Annotated in this window: 19 protein-coding genes; 16 read left to right on the top strand and 3 right to left on the bottom strand. The window is 33.2% G+C overall.

What is annotated here, in order from left to right; genetic code table 11:
- Positions 1 to 19: 19 nt before the first annotated feature.
- The gene (locus AABD74_RS12130) at positions 20 to 1,924 is read right to left on the bottom strand and encodes a LysM peptidoglycan-binding domain-containing protein (RefSeq protein WP_406843037.1); all 1,905 of its coding nucleotides are present in this window, start codon (positions 1,922 to 1,924) and stop codon (positions 20 to 22) included.
- 62 nt (positions 1,925 to 1,986) lie between these two features.
- Positions 1,987 to 3,516, bottom strand: a complete 1,530-nt coding sequence (gene guaA / locus AABD74_RS12125) for a glutamine-hydrolyzing GMP synthase (protein WP_406843036.1) — start codon at positions 3,514 to 3,516, stop codon at positions 1,987 to 1,989.
- 185 nt (positions 3,517 to 3,701) lie between these two features.
- On the opposite strand from guaA, the gene AABD74_RS12120 reads away from it, so the two are divergent.
- Positions 3,702 to 4,229: a hypothetical protein gene (locus tag AABD74_RS12120; protein ID WP_232681409.1), complete on the top strand. Its 528-nt coding sequence runs from the start codon at positions 3,702 to 3,704 to the stop codon at positions 4,227 to 4,229.
- A gap of 140 nt (positions 4,230 to 4,369) precedes the next feature.
- Here AABD74_RS12120 and AABD74_RS12115 read toward each other — a convergent pair whose 3' ends face one another.
- Positions 4,370 to 5,080 carry a hypothetical protein gene (locus AABD74_RS12115; protein ID WP_406843035.1) on the bottom strand — a complete coding sequence of 237 codons (711 nt, stop codon included), beginning with the start codon at positions 5,078 to 5,080 and terminating at the stop codon, positions 4,370 to 4,372.
- Between the two features lie 315 nt (positions 5,081 to 5,395).
- Between AABD74_RS12115 and AABD74_RS12110 the strand changes: the two genes are divergently transcribed.
- From AABD74_RS12110 to AABD74_RS12040, 15 genes are all read left to right on the top strand, one after another.
- The gene (locus AABD74_RS12110) at positions 5,396 to 6,313 is read left to right on the top strand and encodes a DnaJ C-terminal domain-containing protein (protein WP_406843034.1); all 918 of its coding nucleotides are present in this window, start codon (positions 5,396 to 5,398) and stop codon (positions 6,311 to 6,313) included.
- Entirely contained in the window at positions 6,306 to 6,611 is a 306-nt protein-coding gene (locus AABD74_RS12105) for a chaperone modulator CbpM (protein ID WP_232681406.1), read from the top strand. The genes AABD74_RS12110 and AABD74_RS12105 overlap by 8 nt, the downstream gene beginning before the upstream one ends.
- A 164-nt stretch (positions 6,612 to 6,775) precedes the next feature.
- The gene (locus AABD74_RS12100) at positions 6,776 to 7,159 is read left to right on the top strand and encodes a RidA family protein (RefSeq protein ID WP_232681404.1); all 384 of its coding nucleotides are present in this window, start codon (positions 6,776 to 6,778) and stop codon (positions 7,157 to 7,159) included.
- A 176-nt stretch (positions 7,160 to 7,335) separates the two neighbouring features.
- Positions 7,336 to 8,595: a chloride channel protein gene (locus AABD74_RS12095; protein ID WP_406843033.1), complete on the top strand. Its 1,260-nt coding sequence runs from the start codon at positions 7,336 to 7,338 to the stop codon at positions 8,593 to 8,595.
- Between the two features lie 66 nt (positions 8,596 to 8,661).
- Positions 8,662 to 10,149, top strand: coding sequence for a rhomboid family intramembrane serine protease (locus AABD74_RS12090; protein ID WP_406843032.1), 1,488 nt, complete (start codon positions 8,662 to 8,664; stop codon positions 10,147 to 10,149).
- 100 nt (positions 10,150 to 10,249) lie between these two features.
- Positions 10,250 to 11,254: a DHH family phosphoesterase gene (locus AABD74_RS12085; protein WP_406843031.1), complete on the top strand. Its 1,005-nt coding sequence runs from the start codon at positions 10,250 to 10,252 to the stop codon at positions 11,252 to 11,254.
- Between the two features lie 7 nt (positions 11,255 to 11,261).
- Positions 11,262 to 11,915, top strand: coding sequence for a gliding motility-associated peptidyl-prolyl isomerase GldI (gene gldI, locus AABD74_RS12080; RefSeq protein ID WP_406843030.1), 654 nt, complete (start codon positions 11,262 to 11,264; stop codon positions 11,913 to 11,915).
- Between the two features lie 15 nt (positions 11,916 to 11,930).
- Positions 11,931 to 13,004, top strand: a complete 1,074-nt coding sequence (locus tag AABD74_RS12075; RefSeq protein ID WP_406843029.1) for a peptidylprolyl isomerase — start codon at positions 11,931 to 11,933, stop codon at positions 13,002 to 13,004.
- A 56-nt stretch (positions 13,005 to 13,060) separates the two neighbouring features.
- Entirely contained in the window at positions 13,061 to 14,176 is a 1,116-nt protein-coding gene (locus tag AABD74_RS12070) for a peptidylprolyl isomerase (RefSeq protein WP_406843028.1), read from the top strand.
- Positions 14,177 to 14,390: 214 nt separating this feature from the next.
- A complete protein-coding gene (locus tag AABD74_RS12065; protein ID WP_406843026.1) occupies positions 14,391 to 15,302 on the top strand; it encodes an EamA family transporter in 912 nt (303 codons plus the stop codon).
- A 71-nt stretch (positions 15,303 to 15,373) separates the two neighbouring features.
- Complete coding sequence (locus tag AABD74_RS12060; protein ID WP_406843025.1) at positions 15,374 to 15,730, top strand: DoxX family membrane protein; 357 nt, start codon at positions 15,374 to 15,376, stop codon at positions 15,728 to 15,730.
- Between the two features lie 33 nt (positions 15,731 to 15,763).
- Entirely contained in the window at positions 15,764 to 16,471 is a 708-nt protein-coding gene (gene aqpZ, locus AABD74_RS12055) for an aquaporin Z (RefSeq protein ID WP_232681395.1), read from the top strand.
- A gap of 30 nt (positions 16,472 to 16,501) precedes the next feature.
- Complete coding sequence (locus AABD74_RS12050; protein ID WP_232681394.1) at positions 16,502 to 16,744, top strand: GlsB/YeaQ/YmgE family stress response membrane protein; 243 nt, start codon at positions 16,502 to 16,504, stop codon at positions 16,742 to 16,744.
- 115 nt (positions 16,745 to 16,859) lie between these two features.
- Positions 16,860 to 17,696: a sterol desaturase family protein gene (locus tag AABD74_RS12045; protein ID WP_232681393.1), complete on the top strand. Its 837-nt coding sequence runs from the start codon at positions 16,860 to 16,862 to the stop codon at positions 17,694 to 17,696.
- A gap of 112 nt (positions 17,697 to 17,808) precedes the next feature.
- Positions 17,809 to 18,087: a DUF2805 domain-containing protein gene (locus tag AABD74_RS12040; RefSeq protein WP_073416753.1), complete on the top strand. Its 279-nt coding sequence runs from the start codon at positions 17,809 to 17,811 to the stop codon at positions 18,085 to 18,087.
- Positions 18,088 to 18,166: the final 79 nt, after the last annotated feature.

Genomic DNA, 18,166 nt, shown 5'->3' with positions numbered 1-18,166 from the left:
CAATCAATTCTTCAAAAAATTATCGAAGATCGACTTCTAACTTTGCAATAATAACGTTCTTATATAACTCATCTTCTTCTTTTTTCTTGCATTGATACAGAAGTTCTTCCATATTTTGGAACTTATCTGAATAAACATAATAAGAAAGACTGTTTATATTAAAGAAAAAACTCGCATTAAAATCACCTGAATCAATAAGTTGCATAATTAACTTATCTCGCTGCGATGCGTCTGTAAATATACCTAAAACTAAGTAATAGCCATTTGAAACTTCTTTAAGATTATCATAAACTTCAATCTTTATATTTTTTTCATTTTTAAACGGATTTTCTTTTAGTTCGCGTTTCATTTCTTCCAGCGAGACTGCTTTTGAAGTTTCTGCAGGAGCTGATTTTTTAATCGCTTCATCCTGATATTTTTTCAATTTAACCAAAGCCAGTTTATCATCAAATTTTCTGGCTTCCATACTATAATAAGAAGCTTTGCTGATGTGACGTTTTACTTCGATTTGCTTTTGAGTATCCAGCGAATCAATTTTAGAAATTAACTGCTGGTTTTTGGCATCGCCCTGCTCCTGTTCGATTTTATAACGTTTAATTTCGTCTAAAGAAAGTCTTTGCTGAATCGAAGTAACATTTTTATTTTTTTCGTTTTCGCGGATTTTCTTCTTGTATTCCTGATTTTCTTCAACAGCGATTTTCTCTACTTTATTCATTAAACCGGCATACGCTTTTCGGTTTTCAGCCAGTTCCTTTTTTAACTGAGACGATAATTCACTTGTTTTTCCGATGCTTTCATATGATTGTTTTTCTAAACGTTTTGATTCATCAACATTTAAAACATCCATTCGTTTTAATTCGAGCAAATCATTATTCATCGTGTTTACTAACGAATCTAATTTTGCCATTAAAATATCCTGAACATTTTTATTGGCTTCTAAAACCAAACGCAGTTTTTCAACCGAATTTTCTTTGGAACCATTCATATCATTCAAATTAACTTTTAGATCGTTAATTTTAATAATCTTCTCATTCATTTCTTTTTGAATAACCAGCCTGTCTTTTAAATCATCAATTTCAACAGTTTTGGCTTTTGTTTTTTCGACCACAACTTGTTTTTCGGCAAGAGCCAGCATTAATTCTTCACTTTCATTTGCCGGTTTTATTTCTTTTGTATTAATGGCTAATTTATTACCAACAATTAATCCGTTAATAATTTCCGGATTTTGAGATTCCAGCTGATCGATTGTAATGCCGTATTTTTTAGAAATCGAAAATTTGGTTTCTTTAGGTTCAACCACATGAAAAACAGTTTCCTGATTAATCACGCGAACTTTTCCGTCTAAAGTTTTTCTTTTGTTTGGAATAGCAATTGTCTGACCAATCTGCAGTCCGTTTTGCAATAATTCTTTGTTTAGATTTTCTAAATCCTGAACCGAAACATTGTATTGTCTCGCAATGCTGAATAAAGATTCTTTTGCCACAACAAAATGTGTTCTTTTTGAAGCAGCTGCAATTTCTGTTTTTGGAAGATTTGAAGTGCTTTGCGGAATAATTAATTCCTGCCCAACCTGAAGTCCGCTTGCAAGAATTGGATTTGCATTTTGAATAGCTTCTACAGAAACATTATATTTTTTAGATAAACCGTACAGAGTTTCTTTTTCGCCAACAACATGAGTAATTTGCTGTTCTTGATTTGTTTTTTGTGGAGAATGAACGGGAATCTTGATAATTTGGTTGTCTTTGATTCCGTTTTGTGATTCGGGGTTGAGTTTGTAAATCTCGTCTACAGAAACCTTATACTTTTGGGCAATAAAATAAGCAGTTTCCCCTTTTTGAATCTTGTGCTCAATAATTGAATCTTGCGCAGCTATTTTGTTAAAAGACAAAATAAACGCAAGAGAAATCGTTAAAAGTTCTCTCATAAATAGTAGGTTATAAAAAATTAAGGCCTTACAAATGTAAGACCTTAATTTTAAAAACAATACTATTCCCACTCAATTGTTGCAGGTGGTTTTGAACTTATATCGTAAACTACACGATTCACGCCTTTTACCTTGTTGATGATGTCGTTTGACACTTTCATCAAGAAATCGTAAGGTAAATGAACCCAGTCAGCAGTCATACCGTCTGTTGATTCTACCGCTCTAAGCGCTACTACTTTTTCGTAAGTACGCTCATCGCCCATAACTCCAACACTGTTTACCGGAAGCAAAATTGCTCCAGCCTGCCAAACTTTGTCGTATAATCCCCAAGATTTTAATCCTTCTATAAAAACAGAATCAACATCTTGTAAAATTTGCACTTTATCCGGAGTAATATCTCCTAAAATTCTAATTGATAGTCCTGGTCCAGGGAAAGGGTGTCTTCCTAATAATTCTGGATCTATTCCTAATGTAGCTCCAACTCGCCGCACTTCATCTTTAAAAAGCATTCTAAGCGGTTCTACAATTTTTAATTTCATATAATCTGGCAATCCACCTACGTTGTGGTGCGATTTAATTGTTGCAGATGGTCCTTTTACCGAAACAGATTCGATTACGTCTGGGTAAATAGTTCCCTGCGCTAACCATTTTACGTCTTCGATTAAATGTGATTCATCATCAAAAACTTCGATAAATACACGTCCAATAGTTTTACGTTTGGTTTCAGGATCACTGATTCCTGCAAGTTCAGAAAGAAAACGATCTCCGGCATCTACTCCTTTTACGTTTAATCCCATTCCTTTGTATTGATTCAATACATTTTGGAATTCGTTTTTACGCAAAAGTCCGTTATTTACGAAAATACAATAAAGGTTTTTACCAATTGCCTGGTTTAATAAAACCGCTGCAACAGTAGAGTCTACTCCGCCTGATAATCCTAAAACTACTTTATCGTTTCCTAATTTCTCTTTTAACTCTCCCACCATTTCTTCTACGAAAGCGTTTGGTGTAAAGTTTTGAGGAACTTCGGCAATTTTTACTAAAAAGTTCTCCAGCATTTTTGATCCGTCTGTAGAATGGAAAACTTCTGGATGATATTGAATTCCGTAGGTTGTTTCGCCTTCAATTTTATAAGCGGCAAATTCTACATCGTGTGTGCTTGCTAATTTTACAGCATTAGTTGGAAGTGCTTTGATACTATCACTATGGCTCATCCAAACCTGACTGTTTTCTGAAACTCCATCAAAGAAAACTTCACTATCTTTTATGTAAGATAAATTTGCCCTGCCATATTCTCTAGTGTTAGAAGCGGCAACTTCACCTCCGCTAAAATGAGCTAAATATTGCGCTCCGTAACAAACGGCAAGCATTGGAAGTTTACCTCTAATTTGAGATAAATCTGGATGCGGGGCATCTTCTGCGCGAACAGAAAACGGGCTTCCGCCTAAAATTACTGCTTTGTAAGCTGATAAATCACTAGGAAAGTGATTGTAAGGGAAAATTTCGCAGAATATATTTAATTCGCGAACTCTACGCGCAATAAGCTGTGTATATTGCGATCCGAAATCTAAAATAAGTACGTTGTGTTGCATGCGCAAAAATACTTTTTATATTCGAAATTGAAAAATCAGAACTGTGAAAAAAAAATTTTTTTTTCACAGTTCTGATTTTAGGCTCAGAGTTGAAAAAGTACAAAGGTTCTGAGGTTTTAAAATTGAAGATTTTTTTTTTACTTTGCGCCTTTGTTCCCCTGAACCTTTGAAACTAAAAAACATTTATGAAATCAAAATTAATTGCCCTTACTCTTTTATTATCTCTATTTTTTACTTCTTGTAATGCTGTAGATGATTTATTGACTTTCAATATTTCAAACGAAACTTCGATTAAAATTGAAAGTACATCTCCAATTAATCTGCCAACAGAAATAGTCACACCGGATGTAACAACCAATTCTTCAGCCGAATTTGAAAACAATAAAACTAAAGCAAGTTTGGTAAAAGATGTAAAAATCAGATCGCTTAAGCTTTCTATTTCAGATCCTTCAGATAAAACTTTTACGTTTTTAAAATCAATACATTTATATATTTCAACAACAGATTCTGATGAAATAGAATTGGCGTATCAGGACAATATCAATTCGTCAAGCAATACGATTGATTTAATTTGTACCGATAAAAAACTGGATCAATATATTAAAGCAGACAGTTATAAGATTAGAACACAGGTTACAATTAAAGAAACGCTTACGAAAGATGTAACGATTAAAGCAGATATGACATTTAAGGTTACTGCAGATCCGTTTTAGTCTGAGGTTCTAAGCTTCTGAGTTGCTAAGATGCTCAGTTTTTTTCATAGAGTATTAGCTTCATATTAAAAGAATAAAGTTCTAAGATGCTTAGAAAAAACTTAGCATCTTAGAACCTTAATATCTTAGTATCTAAAAAATCACTCTTTCGTAACAATAATTGTAGCCCTAAATCCTGCTGCAAGATTGTTCCAATAATCATTTGTAATTAATTGGCCTTTATCATCGTAAACCCGAATTTCGGCCGTATTTCCGCCCAAAGAACCTAAATTTAGTGCTTCAAAATCTAATTTATTAAAGCCCTGGGTCAGATTTATTTTTACATCTTTATAGTTAGAATCTAACAGGATTTGATCTTTAATTACCACATCATTTGATGAAACTTTTACCAAATCGCCGTCGATTGCACCAAAATCACGGAATTTAACAATAAAATATTCCGATTTGGTTTTGAAATCTCCAAGAGAAATATTTGCTTTTACCAATGTACCGCGGCCTTCAAGTAATCCTGCGTCTTTTAAAGCTTTATTTAAATCTTTTTCCATCTTTGCCACATATTGATCGCCTGGGTTAGCAAAATCATTTTCTGTAGACATTGTAAATTTACTTTTCTCCTCTCCAATCTGAAATTGTGACTTAGGAGTTATACTCGTATTATCAAAAACATTTGGTGTTTTAATACTTGGTACATCTGCAGTTTCTGCCTGTGGATCTTTGACCTGCGAAATTGGTGTTTTTTTCTTTGTGCTAAACTTAGGTGCCGGAATAGGCTTGAATTTTGTTCCAAATTCAGTTTGCGCTGAAACAGTTACAGCAGCAAAAAACAGTATGAATAATAAAATATGCTTCATTGAAAAATGGTTATCGAATCGGCTTCATAATTTTTACAGAACTCAAGTCTAGCATCACAAAAATAGCATAAATAAGTTTGGTGCGACAACTTTAAGACTATTATAACAATATATTAGGCTAATTTTTGGAATCAAAAAACCTGCCAATTATTCCCTTTGTTATCAAAATAAATTCCAATCCCGAAGCTTCGGGATAAATTCCAAATTCCAAAAACGTGCGTTAATTTTTATTTTAAAACCATACATCACTTTGATAGTTAACAACTTATTCTTAACTTCAATATCTCAATTTATTTTATCCTAAAATTCAAAAAGATGGATTATATCGACTATTATAAAACCTTAGATGTTACAAAATCTGCTACAGAAGCCGAGATAAAAAAAGCATATAGAAAACTGGCCAGAAAATATCATCCGGATTTGAATCCGAATGATAAAGAAGCAGAGAAAAAATTCAAGGAAATCAACGAGGCCAACGAAGTTTTAAGCAATCCTGAAAATCGTAAAAAGTACGATAAATATGGTAAGGACTGGAAACATGCCGACGAGTTTGAAAAAGCTGGTTACGATCCAAACCAGCAGCAATATTCCAGACAACAACAAGGTAATCAGGATTTTTCTGGTTTTGGCGGAGGAGACTTTTCAGGAAGTAATTTCTCAGATTTCTTTAATTCTATGTATGGTTCAGGGCGAAGCAGCCGGGGTCAGTCCAAATATAGAGGACAGGATTTTAATGCCGAACTGCAATTAGACCTGGCTTCTGCTTACACGACGCACAAACAAAGCCTGACCGTAAATGGTAAAAATATCCGAATTACAATTCCGGCCGGTGTAGAAAACGGCCAGGTTATCAAAATTCCGGGACATGGCGGACCCGGCGTAAATGGCGGGCCAAACGGCGATTTGTATATCACTTTTATAATTGAAAATAATCCTGATTTTAAAAGAGAAGGAAACAATTTATATTCTAATGTTAATCTCGACCTTTATACTGCAGTTTTAGGCGGAGAAATAAATATTAAAACTTTTGACGGAAAGGTAAAAATTAAAGTTCCTGCTGAAACTCAAACCGGAACAAAAGTCAAGTTAAAAGGAAAAGGGTTTCCTATTTATAAAAAGGACAATCAGTTTGGAGATTTATATGTAACATATAATTTAAAAATTCCTACCAAATTATCTGAAAAAGAAAAAGAATTATTTGCAGAATTATCTAAACTTAGAAATCATGAGTAACAAGAACTTAATCCAAATAAAACAATTTTGTATCTATCACGAAATTGAAAATACTTTTATAACTGAACTCAACAATTATGGTTTAGTAGAAATTATTACCGAAGAAAATGATGAATATCTTCAGCCGGAACAACTGCCTTTAATAGAAAAAATGATTCGCATGCATTATGATCTTAATATTAATTTAGAAGGGATTGATGCCATTTATCATTTGCTGAATAAAATTGAGGTGTTACAGCAGCATTTGACAAATACACAGAACAAACTCCGAATCTACGAAGAAAACCAAACGGAATAAAACGTAAAATCTCTCTTTTGAAATATCACAAAAAAGAAAGATTTTTAATGTGATTTCAACTCATTATAATTCTTTTTGATGGGCATATTTCATAAATTGCAGCACATTAATTAACCTGAATTTGTTTTTAAAACGAAACAAAACAATTCAAAAAACCTCATAAAATGAAAAGAGAGAATATCTTAACAGGATCGCCGTGGGAAGACAAAATGGGATACTGCCGCGCTGTAAGAATTGGCAATATCGTTGAAGTTTCGGGAACTGTAGCAATTGTTGACGGCGACAAAGTAAAAGCCGACGATGCTTATGCGCAGACCTATAATATTATTGAACGCGTTGAAAAAGTTTTAGAAGACTTAAACGTTGGAATTAAAGACGTTATCAGAACCCGTATTTTCACAACTGATGTTTCTACCTTTGAAGAAGTTGCGAGAGCGCATTCTGCTTTTTTTAAAGATGTAAAACCTACAACCGGTTTTTATGAAATCAGTAAATTAGTTGCTCCTGAATATTTAGTTGAAATCGAATTTACAGCTGTTGTACAGTAAATAGTTTTTTTGCCGCAAATTTCACGAATTTTTACTAATTATTTTTTGTTTTGCCACTCCCAATAGCTATTGGGGTAAAGGATTTAAAAAATTTCTTTTTGTTTGTCTCAATTAAAAACATATTAATTCGTGAAAATTCGTGAAATTCGTGGCTAGAAAAACATCACAAAAAGTTAATGACTTCCCAAACCCCAAAACAAATCCTGCTTTCCATCCCTAAATGGATTATTATTTGTGCTTTAATAGGCCTATTTTCAGGATCTGCATCCGCATTTTTTCTTGTTTCTTTAGAGTGGGTTACACAATTTAGAATTCATCACGACTATATTATCTGGCTTTTACCTTTGGGCGGATTTTTAGTTGGTTCTATTTATTATTATTATTGGGGAGAATCTGTAGTAAAAGGCAATAATTTACTGCTCGAAGAATACGAAAAACCTAAAAAAATCATTCCGCTTAAAATGGCTCCTTTAGTTCTTTTAGGAACTTTGTTGACCCATTTATTCGGAGGTTCTGCAGGACGCGAAGGCACAGCCGTACAAATGGGAGGCGCAATTGCGGATCAATTCACCAAAATTTTCAAACTCGATAATGCCGAACGCAGGATTTTAATTATTCTGGGAATCAGCGCGGGTTTTGCTTCTGTTTTTGGCACTCCTTTAGCAGGCGCCATTTTTGCTTTGGAAGTTTTGTATTTCAGTAAAATCAATTTAAAAAGTATTGTACTTTCTTTTATGGTGGCTTATGCAGCTTATTTTACAGTAGAATTTTGGGAAATAAAACATACGCATTACAGCATTCCAATTGTTCCTGAACTTAGTATCGACAACGTATTTTACACTGTATTTGTTGGACTTCTTTCGGGATTTACAGCTTTATTATTTTCACGAAGCACTCATTTTTGGGGTTTCCTATTTTCGAAAAACATTAAATATCCGCCGCTGCGTCCAGTTATTGGCGGAATTATTTTAGCGATCGCCATTGCAGGTTTAGGGTTTACCAAATTTTCCGGACTTGGCGTTCCTGTTATTGTCGATTCATTTTCGAACCCGAGTGAATGGTACGATTTTCTGCTTAAAATTTTATTTACCGGATTTACTTTAGGCGCAGGTTTTAAAGGCGGAGAAGTAACACCGTTATTCTTTGTTGGCGCCGCTTTAGGAAGCACATTATCCTTATTTATCCCGATGCCAATTGCACTTTTAGCCGGAATTGGTTTCGTTGCCGTTTTCTCCGGAGCAACCCACACGCCTATCGCCTGCACCATTATGGGACTGGAATTATTTGGTATTGAATCTGGAATTTTTATTGCTATAGGATGTACAATTGCTTATTTTTCATCAGGTTCTGTTGGTATTTACAAATCACAAATTGTAAAAGGGGCAAAATATAAATTGTACCAAAGGTTTAAGGGGAAAGAATTGGAACATTTGTAACAAATATTTCGTGATAACTAAAAGTTTTTTTTGTAGTATTGTTTGACCTAAATCAAAACTATTAAAATGGCCTTTGGATTTCCAGCAGCGTACTCTCAATTAACGCCTTTAAATAATTTACCTCAAAAAACATTTATTTTAAACGCTGTCAGCATCTGCAAAAAACTAAATTGGAGGATTATTTATATTGATGAAAATGAATTAAATGCAGTTTCTCAAAACAATAAAAATATCTGGAACGAAACTATTTCATTTTCTTTTGATGAAAATACAGCTATAATAACAAGTTCTTCAAACGGAAATCAGATCTATGATCGTGGAAGAAATAAAAAAAACACAGAAATCTTTTTAGACCTATATTTTGAAGAACTTAAAAATATTTCTGATTTTGAAATAAATGAAACTGATTTTTCGGAGCAAATAAAAAACGAAAATGTTTCAAATAAAGAAAAAACAGAACCTGAAAACATATCAGCGTTTTATTCATTCTTTTCGATTTTTACTCCTTCAAAAGGTTATTTGATTACTCCTGTTTTAATTTACATAAACCTTGCGGTTTTTCTTGTCATGACTTTTTCAGGAGTACATTTTTTTAAACCTGAAATTCAAAATATTATTGACTGGGGAGGAAATTACGGACCAATGATTTACGAAGGTCAATTCTGGAGATTACTAACTTCCTGCTTTATTCATTTCGGTTTTTTTCATTTAATTCTAAATTGCATCGCACTTGCTTATGCAGGACTTCTTTTAGAACCTTATTTAAAAATTTGGACCTTTCTGGCAACTTATCTTTTCTGTGGTGTTATTGCCAGTTTAAGCAGTTTATACTGGAATAAAGATTTGGTAAGTGCAGGTGCTTCAGGAGCCATTTTTGGTATGTATGGAATTTTACTTATTGTACTTTTATTTAAAACTTTTGAAACTAAAATAAAATTAAAATTATTACTCAACATTGCTGTTTTGGCTGGTATCAACATTCTTTACAGTTTTAAAGACGGTATAGATGCTGCGGCACATATTGGAGGTTTTGCCTCTGGTATTTTATTTGGTTTAATACTTTCCATTATAAGAAAAAGAAAAGATTACAGCATGGCACTTATTTCATCACTTGCTACAATAATAATTGCTGTTTTATTTATAAATTTTAAAAATTCTAAAGTCTATATATATCAGGTAATGGAATATGAAAAAAGAATGCAGGAATTTAATGATATGGAAAAAATGGCTCTCGAAGCTTACAGTATTCCATATGGAAATTCGATCGAAGAAAACAGAGAAAGTATCTTATACATGATTAAAGATCGTGGTATTTATTACTGGAATGAAAATATCACTTTGGTTAACGAATTAGATAAATTATATCTGCCGAAAGAAATACATCAGCAAAATGAAAAAATAATTGAATATTGCGAATTAAGAATCAGCTTATATGAGTTAGCATATAAAAAAATCTCTGAAAACAGCCCTAAATATGATGAACAAATGCTTGCTCTAAATTTCAAAATTGCCAGTACTTTAAACCAAATTAAAAAGGCACAGACAAAGAGCTAAATTTAAAAACCAGAAACGATAATTGGACTCCTTTCCTAAAAGTGTGTTAATCCACAAAATGATTTCAGCATTACATTAAAAAAATGTAAATTCGCACACTATGAAAATACAAGATATTCAGGCAATTCAATTATTGCTTGCTGCTCCAAAGAAAATTGTAATAATTCCTCACAGAGGACCAGATGGCGACGCCATGGGTTCTACTCTAGCTTTATACCATTTTTTATTAAAAAACAATCACCAGCCAACAGTGATTGCACCAAATGATTTTCCTGATTTTCTTGCTTGGCTTCCAGGTTCAGAAACAGTAAAAATCTTTGAAAAAGATACTGAAAACTGTACCGGAATATTAGAAGAAGCCGAGTTGATTTTTACACTCGACTTTAATGCTTTTCATCGTACGGGCGAAATGGAACACACTTTAGCTAAACTAACTGCTCCATTTATCATGATCGACCATCATGAAAAACCGCACGATTATGCTGCATATACATATTCTGATACTTCATACGGATCGACTTGCGAGATGGTTTACAACTTTATTACCTTTTTAAATAAAAAAGAAGATATTGACAAAACCATTGCAACTTGTATTTATACCGGAATTTTAACTGATTCTGGTTCATTTCGTTTTCCGGGAACTACAGGAAACACACATAGAATTATTGCAGAATTAATTGATTTAGGAGTAGAAAACACACAAATTCCGGTTTTATTATACGATAACAGTTCCTACAGTCGTTTGCAATTATTAGGACGTGCACTGCAGAACATGAAAGTTTTTGAAGAACATAAAACTTCCTACACTACTCTTACCCAGGAAGAACTAGATTCTTTTCATTATATAAAAGGCGATACTGAAGGAATCGTTAATTACGGATTAAGCATTAAAGGAATTGTTTTTACTGCTATCTTTATCGAAAATAGAGATGAAAAAATAATTAAAATCTCTTTCCGTTCGCAGGGAGGATTTGACGTAAACCAGTTTGCGCGCGACCACTTTAATGGGGGCGGCCACATAAATGCAGCCGGCGGAAGATCTGAGTCTACAATGGTAGAAACAGTTAAAAAGTTTGAAGATTTAGTAACTAAACTAAAATTATAAAACCAATATGAACTACTTAAAACTTAGCATTTACTCACTGCTTTTTGCAGTTTTATTGGTGGGCTGTAAACACCATGAAGAAGCACGAAGACCCATTTCGAGAGCTTCGGGTACTTTTATGAAAAAATCGGCTGACAGAAATAAAAAGTTAGTAGCAAGCGAAGAAGAAGTCATCAAGAAAATCATCAAAAGCAATCCGAAAGTAAAATATTACGCTACTAAAAAAGGATATTGGTTCTCTTATGATGAAAAAAATAATACTGAAACTACAGCTCCAAAAAAAGGAGATATTGCCTATTTCAATTTAGAAGTTAAAAATATCGACGGTACACTTATTTATTCAGAATCTGATCTTGGCCCGCAGACTTATTATGTAGACAAACAGGATATTATGATGGGATTACGTGATGGAATCAAATACATGAAAAAGAATGAAACTGTTACTTTTCTGTTTCCATCTCATATTGCGTATGGATACCACGGAGACAATAAAAAGATTGGGCCTAATCAATCCTTAATCTGTACCGTTACACTTCGTAATTTTATTCCCGATCCGGCACAAAGCACAACTGCTGCTCCGACTGCGACAGCGGTAAAAACTCCAAAACCTGCAGCAGCAAAACCAGTCACAGCAATTAAAAAAGATACAATAAACCCATAAAAAACATTTTAAGAAATGAAAAAAAGTATTTTATTATTACTACTAGCCGTAAGCTCATTGTATTCATGTAAGGATGACCACAGTAATTTACCAGATGGTTTATATGCTGATATCGAAACTAATAAAGGACACATCATTGTTGAATTAGATTATAAAAAAGCTCCAATAACTGTTGCAAACTTTGTAACATTGGCAGAAGGAAAAAACGAATTTATAACGGATGAAAATTTAAAAAAGAAACCATTTTTTGATGGTTTAAAATTCCACAGAGTTATTACAGATTTTATGATTCAATCTGGAGACCCGCTGGGAACCGGCTCTGGAGATACTGGATATAAATTTAAGGACGAATTCTCAGATTTAAAATTCGACAAAGCCGGTGTTTTAGCAATGGCAAACAACGGGCCAGGAACAAACAGCAGCCAATTTTTTATTACACATGTTGAAACTCCCTGGTTAGATAATAAACATACCATTTTTGGCCAAGTTGTTGAAAAAGGACAAGAGGTAGTAAATAAAGTAGTTCAGGGTGATAATATCGTTGCTGTAACTATTATCAGAAATGGTGAAGCAGCTAAGAAATTTGATGCTGTAAAAGTATTTCACGATTATTTTGCTGATATAGCTAAAGAAAAAAGCAAGTATGCAGGAGCTCAAAAAGAAAAAGTAGATTTCTATGCTTCTATAAGACCAAAAGCGACAAAAACTTCAACTGGTTTAGAATATGTTATTACCGAAAAAGGTTCAGGAAAAAAACCTGCAGCAGGAACTCAGGTTTATATTCACTATGCTGGTTTCCTTGAAGACGGAACTTTATTTGATTCAAGCATTGAAGAGGTTAATAAAACTTTCGGAAAATTTGATGCTGCAAGAGCAGAACAGCACGGATATCAGCCAATTCCTTTTCAGGCAGGAAAAAAAGACGGTTTAATTCCTGGATTTATCGAAGGAATCGAAAAACTTTCTTTTGGTGATAAAGCGGTTCTTTTTATTCCATCTCATTTAGCGTATGGAGCAACTGGAGCTGGAGGAGTTATTCCGCCAAATGCAAATATTATTTTTGAAGTTCAATTATTAGAAAAACCATAATTATTTTTATAATTAAATTCTTATAATTAGTTTTACAGACTTAAATTCGAAACACAATGAAATTTAAATTTCTATTTTTATTCTGTCTGGCTGTATTAAACATTCAGGCACAAGCAAAAAAAACTACTGCAGCAAAACCTAAAACAGCTGTTGCGGCTAATTCTGCTGAAGGTATTTTTGCAACAATTTCAACAACAAAAGGAGACATTGTTGTTTCATTAGAATATGTAAAAGCTCCAGTTACTGTGGCTAACTTTATTACTTTGGCAGAAGGAAAAAATCCTTATGTAAAAGTTGAAAAACTTAAAGGAAAACCTTTTTACGATGGTTTAAAATTCCACAGGGTTATTAATGACTTTATGATTCAGGGCGGTGATCCGGACGGAAATGGTTCTGGAGGTCCTGGATATGCATTTAAAGATGAATTTGTAGAGGAATTAAAATTTGAAAAAGGCGGTGTTTTAGCAATGGCGAATTCAGGCCCTGCAACAAACGGAAGCCAATTTTTTATCACGCATAAAGATACTCCTTGGTTAAACGGAAAACATACTATTTTTGGTCATGTAGTATCCGGGATGGACAATGTAAACAAGATTGTTCAGAATGATATCATGACAAAAATTACAATTACACGTAAAGGCGCCGCAGCTAAAAAATTTGATGCGGTAAAAGTCTTTAGTGATGATGTAAAAAAACAAGAAGCCAAAAAAGACGAAGCTAAAAAGGTAGTAGCTGAAAAAGCTGCTTATTTTGCTGCAACAAAAGCTAAAGCGACTGCAACTGCATCTGGTTTAAAGTATGTAATTACTAAAAACGGAACAGGAGTAAAAGGCGCCGCAGGTTCTACAATTTATTTTCATTATGCAGGATACTTTGAAGATGGAAATCTTTTTGACAGCAGCATAACTGATGTAGCAAAAGCATACGGAAAATATGATGCAAACAGAGACGCTCAAGGCGGTTATAAAGCTTTTCCTTTTACAGTTGGTAAAAAAGACGGTATGATTCCCGGTTTTATTGAAGCTCTGGATATGATGACAGATGGAGAAAAGGCAATTTTCTTCCTTCCTTCAAATTTAGCTTACGGAGAACAAGGCGCCGGAGGAGTTATTCCACCAAATGCTACTTTGATTTTTGAAATTGAAACGTATCAAAATCAACCTGCTAAATAATACTTTAAATCCATTTTATAAAAATAGTAAAGCCGTCAAAATGTAGATTTTGACGGCTTTTTTTCATTTCTCCAATTCTGTCAAATCTTCAAATTTGAATACCATAATGCACCTCAGACACACACATTGACAATATTTACATATATTTTCTATTAATTCTTAAACAAAATAACTTACCTTTGCCGGCTTGAATTTTTTAAAACAAACAATCAAAATGTCACAAAATAACGTATTAAAGGGAGTGCTTTTAGTTGCTTTAGGAGCTACAACTTACGGAATGTTAGCCACTTTTGTAAAAATGGCATATTCTGAAGGATATTCAACAGCAGAAGTAACAACCTCTCAATTTGTACTTGGAATAATTGGTATTTTGATCATCAACACTTTTCAAAAAGTAAAAAATAAGGAAAAGGTTGTAAAAGCTACTTCAAAAAATATATTTCATTTAATGCTTGCCGGAACCTCGTTAGGAATGACAAGTTTGTTCTACTATCTGGCAGTTAAATTTATTCCAGTTTCAATTGGAATCGTTTTATTAATGCAGACTGTTTGGATGGGAGTTTTACTTGAAATGATTTTAGAAAAAAAATTACCCTCAAAACAAAAAGTCATTGCTGTTTTTATTGTGCTGATAGGAACTGTTTTAGCTACTAATATTATCAATAATGATATTGTGCTTGACTGGCGCGGAATTGTATGGGGAGTTCTCGCTGCAGCTTCATTTACTACAACAATGTTTACTGCAAACCGTGTTGCAACAGGAATTTCTTCTGCACAACGCAGTTTATATATGCTTCTTGGCGGAGCCGTAATTGTATTTACTTTCGGTTTTTTTACTCAGGTTACACCTTTCAATCTGGCAATTTTCCTGAAATGGGGAATTGTTTTATCTTTATTCGGAACTATTATTCCACCACTTTTAATGAACTTAGGTTTTCCATTAACCGGAATTGGATTAGGAAGTATCGTTTCTGCATTGGAACTTCCGGTTTCTGTAATGATGGCTTATATTTTATTAAACGAACAAGTAATTCTTTCTCAATGGGTTGGAATCATTTTGATCATCTTGGCAATCATTATTATGAATGTAAATTTTAAACAAAAAAATAATGTTTTTTTGCAATAATTAAAATAAATGATCTTGTAGTGTAATAATTGTTAATTTTTTTATAAATTCGTGATAAACAATTAATTATCATGATTTTACCCTGGCATTTATATTTAATGGCGATACTATATATACTTGCAGGTATTAATCATTTTCGAAGTCCGGAAATGTACATCAGAATCATTCCTCCAATATTCAAGAAACCTAATATAATAAATATTTTAAGTGGAGCTGCTGAAATACTATTTGGCATTCTGCTGATGCTTTCTTTTACAACACATTTGGCAGCATGGGGAATTATTGCATTACTAATTGCTATATTTCCTGCAAATTTATACATGCTGCAAAATAAAAAAGCGAGTTTTGGTTTATCAAAATGGATTTTATTTGTACGTTTGCCCTTACAGTTTGTTTTGATTGTTTGGGCGTATCTATATACCTTTTAACAATCAAATCTATTAATCTAAAATTATTTTATTATGAAAAAATTGTTTGCAGAGTTCTTTGGAACTTATTGGCTGGTTTTTGGAGGTTGTGGAAGCGCCATTTTTGCTGCTGGTTATCCTGAATTAGGAATCGGGTTTGCAGGTGTTGCTTTAGCATTTGGTTTAACTGTTTTGACAATGGCATATGCCGTAGGGCATATCTCAGGCGGGCATTTTAACCCGGCAGTATCATTTGGTTTATGGGCTGGAGGAAGATTTCCTGTCAAAGATCTTATTCCGTACATTATTGCACAATGTATTGGTGCAATTGCTGCTGCGGGAACATTATATACAATCGCATCCGGAAAGGCAGGATTTATAATCGATAATACCAAAGCCGGAGCATTTGCATCTAATGGTTTTGGCGCATTTTCTCCTGATGGATATTCATTACAAGCAGCTTTCATAGCCGAATTTGTACTTACTTTATTTTTCTTATTAATAATTTTAGGTGCAACAGATAAATTTGCAAACGGAAGATTTGCCGGTATTGCAATTGGTCTTGGACTAACATTGATTCATTTAATTAGTATTCCAATTACAAATACATCTGTAAATCCTGCAAGATCATTATCTCAGGCAATTTTTGCAGGCGGAGAACCACTTTCGCAGGTTTGGCTATTTTGGGCAGCTCCAATTTTAGGTGCCATTGCAGCCGGGTTTATTTATAAAACATTACTTCAAAATCATGCAGAAGCATAACTGATTTTAATTATAACTAAAAAAAATATTATGGAATTTTTGTATTTCTTATTAATAGGAGCAATTTCCGGCTGGTTAGCTGGTCAAATTTGGAAAGGTGCCGGTTTTGGTTTAATTGGCAACATCATTGTTGGAATTATTGGTGGATTTGTAGGCGGCTGGATTGCCGGTAAATTTGGTATTGGCGGCGGCGGACTTTTATGGCAGATTATAATTGCTGTGGGAGGTGCATGGGTCTTATTATTTATTATCAGCTTGATTAAAAAAGCATAAATATTTAATCATTTTTAAAATTTAAGGAGAAAATCAGATATATTTATATTTGGTTTTCTCTTTTTCTTTGGTTTAAATCAAAAAAAGTTTCATTTCAACTCAAATCTTATTTGTTATGAACGAAATTATTTCTTATTTCAGCTCTATTCCGTCTTCACACCGGAGTCTTATCTTAGTTGGCGGAATTACACTTTTTTGGGTGATAGAAAATACTTTTCCGCTATTTCAAATGCAGTACAAAAAATGGCATCATGCCGGAATTAATATTTTCTTTACCATCACTACTATTATTGTCAACTTTATTCTGGCTTTCATTTTAATAAAAACAGCCAGCTGGACAACTGAGAATAATTTCGGGATTTTACAATGGCTTCCGGAAATGCCTATTTGGCTTTATACTATTATTGGATTGCTTTTATTGGATTTGGTTGGTGCCTATTTAGTACATTTTATAGAACATAAAATAAAGTTTTTATGGCGTTTTCACATTATTCATCATACTGATACCTGGATTGATACAACAACAGCAAACAGACATCACCCGGGTGAGAGTGTAATTCGTTTTCTGTTTACTGCGCTTGGCGTATTAATCGCAGGAAGCCCAATGTGGATGGTATTTTTATATCAGTCCTTATCTGTTATATTCTCACAATTTAATCATGCAAATATTTCGCTGCCAGATAAGCTGGATTTTTTCTTAAGTTACTTTATAGTTTCTCCTAATATGCATAAAGTACATCATCATTATGTTCTTCCTTATACAGACAGCAATTATGGTAATATATTTTCTGTTTGGGACCGGCTTTTCGGCACATATATCACTTTGTCAAAAGATAAATTAGTTTACGGTGTAGATACTCATATGCTGCCCGAAGAAAACAACCAATTGAAAAATTTATTGCAAATTCCGTTTCAAAAATCAAGATCTGCAAAAAACACTAAAAATCAATAAAAAAAATATACTTAGGCGTACCAACTAATTATTTTTTTTATTAATATTGATATATAAAATGAAAATCAATCTATTAATCATTAACCCTCTATTTTGAATTAATTTTCACGAGATGAAAAAGAGTAACCGCAAAGAATTGAATTGGGAACAAACGGAAAGACTAGTTTCGTTAGCCTTAGAAGAAAGAAATCCATTTGAAATCATAAAAAAAGAATTTGGATTGGCAGAAAAAGAAGTTCTTGAAATCATGAAAAAGAAAATGCCTCTTGAAAAATTTGAGATGTGGAAAAAGAAGGCTATTGCAAATAAGCCGAAACCCAAACCAATTAAAATTGATGATTTTGACGAAGACCTTGACGGAAAATATTACATAAAGAATAAGTTAGACTAAGATCAAAACTCCTGTTTTTCAGGAGTTTTTTTATATTTATAAATTATTGTAACATTTTTGTGATTTTTAAGTCATATAC

This window comes from Flavobacterium soyae (assembly GCF_045348165.1).
GTDB classification, from domain to species: Bacteria; Bacteroidota; Bacteroidia; order Flavobacteriales; family Flavobacteriaceae; genus Flavobacterium; species Flavobacterium soyae.
This window is presented reverse-complemented; position numbering and strand designations above follow the sequence as displayed.

Excerpts from the sequence above, each read along its gene's own strand:
- AABD74_RS12070 (WP_406843028.1), top strand. The coding sequence starts at position 13,061 with ATGAAATTTAAATTTCTATTTTTATTCTGTCTGGCTGTATTAAACATT.
- AABD74_RS12045 (WP_232681393.1), top strand. The coding sequence starts at position 16,860 with ATGAACGAAATTATTTCTTATTTCAGCTCTATTCCGTCTTCACACCGG.
- AABD74_RS12075 (WP_406843029.1), top strand. The coding sequence starts at position 11,931 with ATGAAAAAAAGTATTTTATTATTACTACTAGCCGTAAGCTCATTGTAT.
- AABD74_RS12130 (WP_406843037.1), bottom strand. The coding sequence starts at position 1,924 with ATGAGAGAACTTTTAACGATTTCTCTTGCGTTTATTTTGTCTTTTAAC.
- aqpZ (WP_232681395.1), top strand. The coding sequence starts at position 15,764 with ATGAAAAAATTGTTTGCAGAGTTCTTTGGAACTTATTGGCTGGTTTTT.
- guaA (WP_406843036.1), bottom strand. The coding sequence starts at position 3,516 with ATGCAACACAACGTACTTATTTTAGATTTCGGATCGCAATATACACAG.
- AABD74_RS12085 (WP_406843031.1), top strand. The coding sequence starts at position 10,250 with ATGAAAATACAAGATATTCAGGCAATTCAATTATTGCTTGCTGCTCCA.
- AABD74_RS12095 (WP_406843033.1), top strand. The coding sequence starts at position 7,336 with ATGACTTCCCAAACCCCAAAACAAATCCTGCTTTCCATCCCTAAATGG.
- AABD74_RS12100 (WP_232681404.1), top strand. The coding sequence starts at position 6,776 with ATGAAAAGAGAGAATATCTTAACAGGATCGCCGTGGGAAGACAAAATG.
- AABD74_RS12110 (WP_406843034.1), top strand. The coding sequence starts at position 5,396 with ATGGATTATATCGACTATTATAAAACCTTAGATGTTACAAAATCTGCT.
- AABD74_RS12120 (WP_232681409.1), top strand. The coding sequence starts at position 3,702 with ATGAAATCAAAATTAATTGCCCTTACTCTTTTATTATCTCTATTTTTT.
- AABD74_RS12105 (WP_232681406.1), top strand. The coding sequence starts at position 6,306 with ATGAGTAACAAGAACTTAATCCAAATAAAACAATTTTGTATCTATCAC.
- AABD74_RS12060 (WP_406843025.1), top strand. The coding sequence starts at position 15,374 with ATGATTTTACCCTGGCATTTATATTTAATGGCGATACTATATATACTT.
- AABD74_RS12115 (WP_406843035.1), bottom strand. The coding sequence starts at position 5,080 with ATGAAGCATATTTTATTATTCATACTGTTTTTTGCTGCTGTAACTGTT.
- gldI (WP_406843030.1), top strand. The coding sequence starts at position 11,262 with ATGAACTACTTAAAACTTAGCATTTACTCACTGCTTTTTGCAGTTTTA.
- AABD74_RS12065 (WP_406843026.1), top strand. The coding sequence starts at position 14,391 with ATGTCACAAAATAACGTATTAAAGGGAGTGCTTTTAGTTGCTTTAGGA.
- AABD74_RS12090 (WP_406843032.1), top strand. The coding sequence starts at position 8,662 with ATGGCCTTTGGATTTCCAGCAGCGTACTCTCAATTAACGCCTTTAAAT.
- AABD74_RS12050 (WP_232681394.1), top strand. The coding sequence starts at position 16,502 with ATGGAATTTTTGTATTTCTTATTAATAGGAGCAATTTCCGGCTGGTTA.
- AABD74_RS12040 (WP_073416753.1), top strand. The coding sequence starts at position 17,809 with ATGAAAAAGAGTAACCGCAAAGAATTGAATTGGGAACAAACGGAAAGA.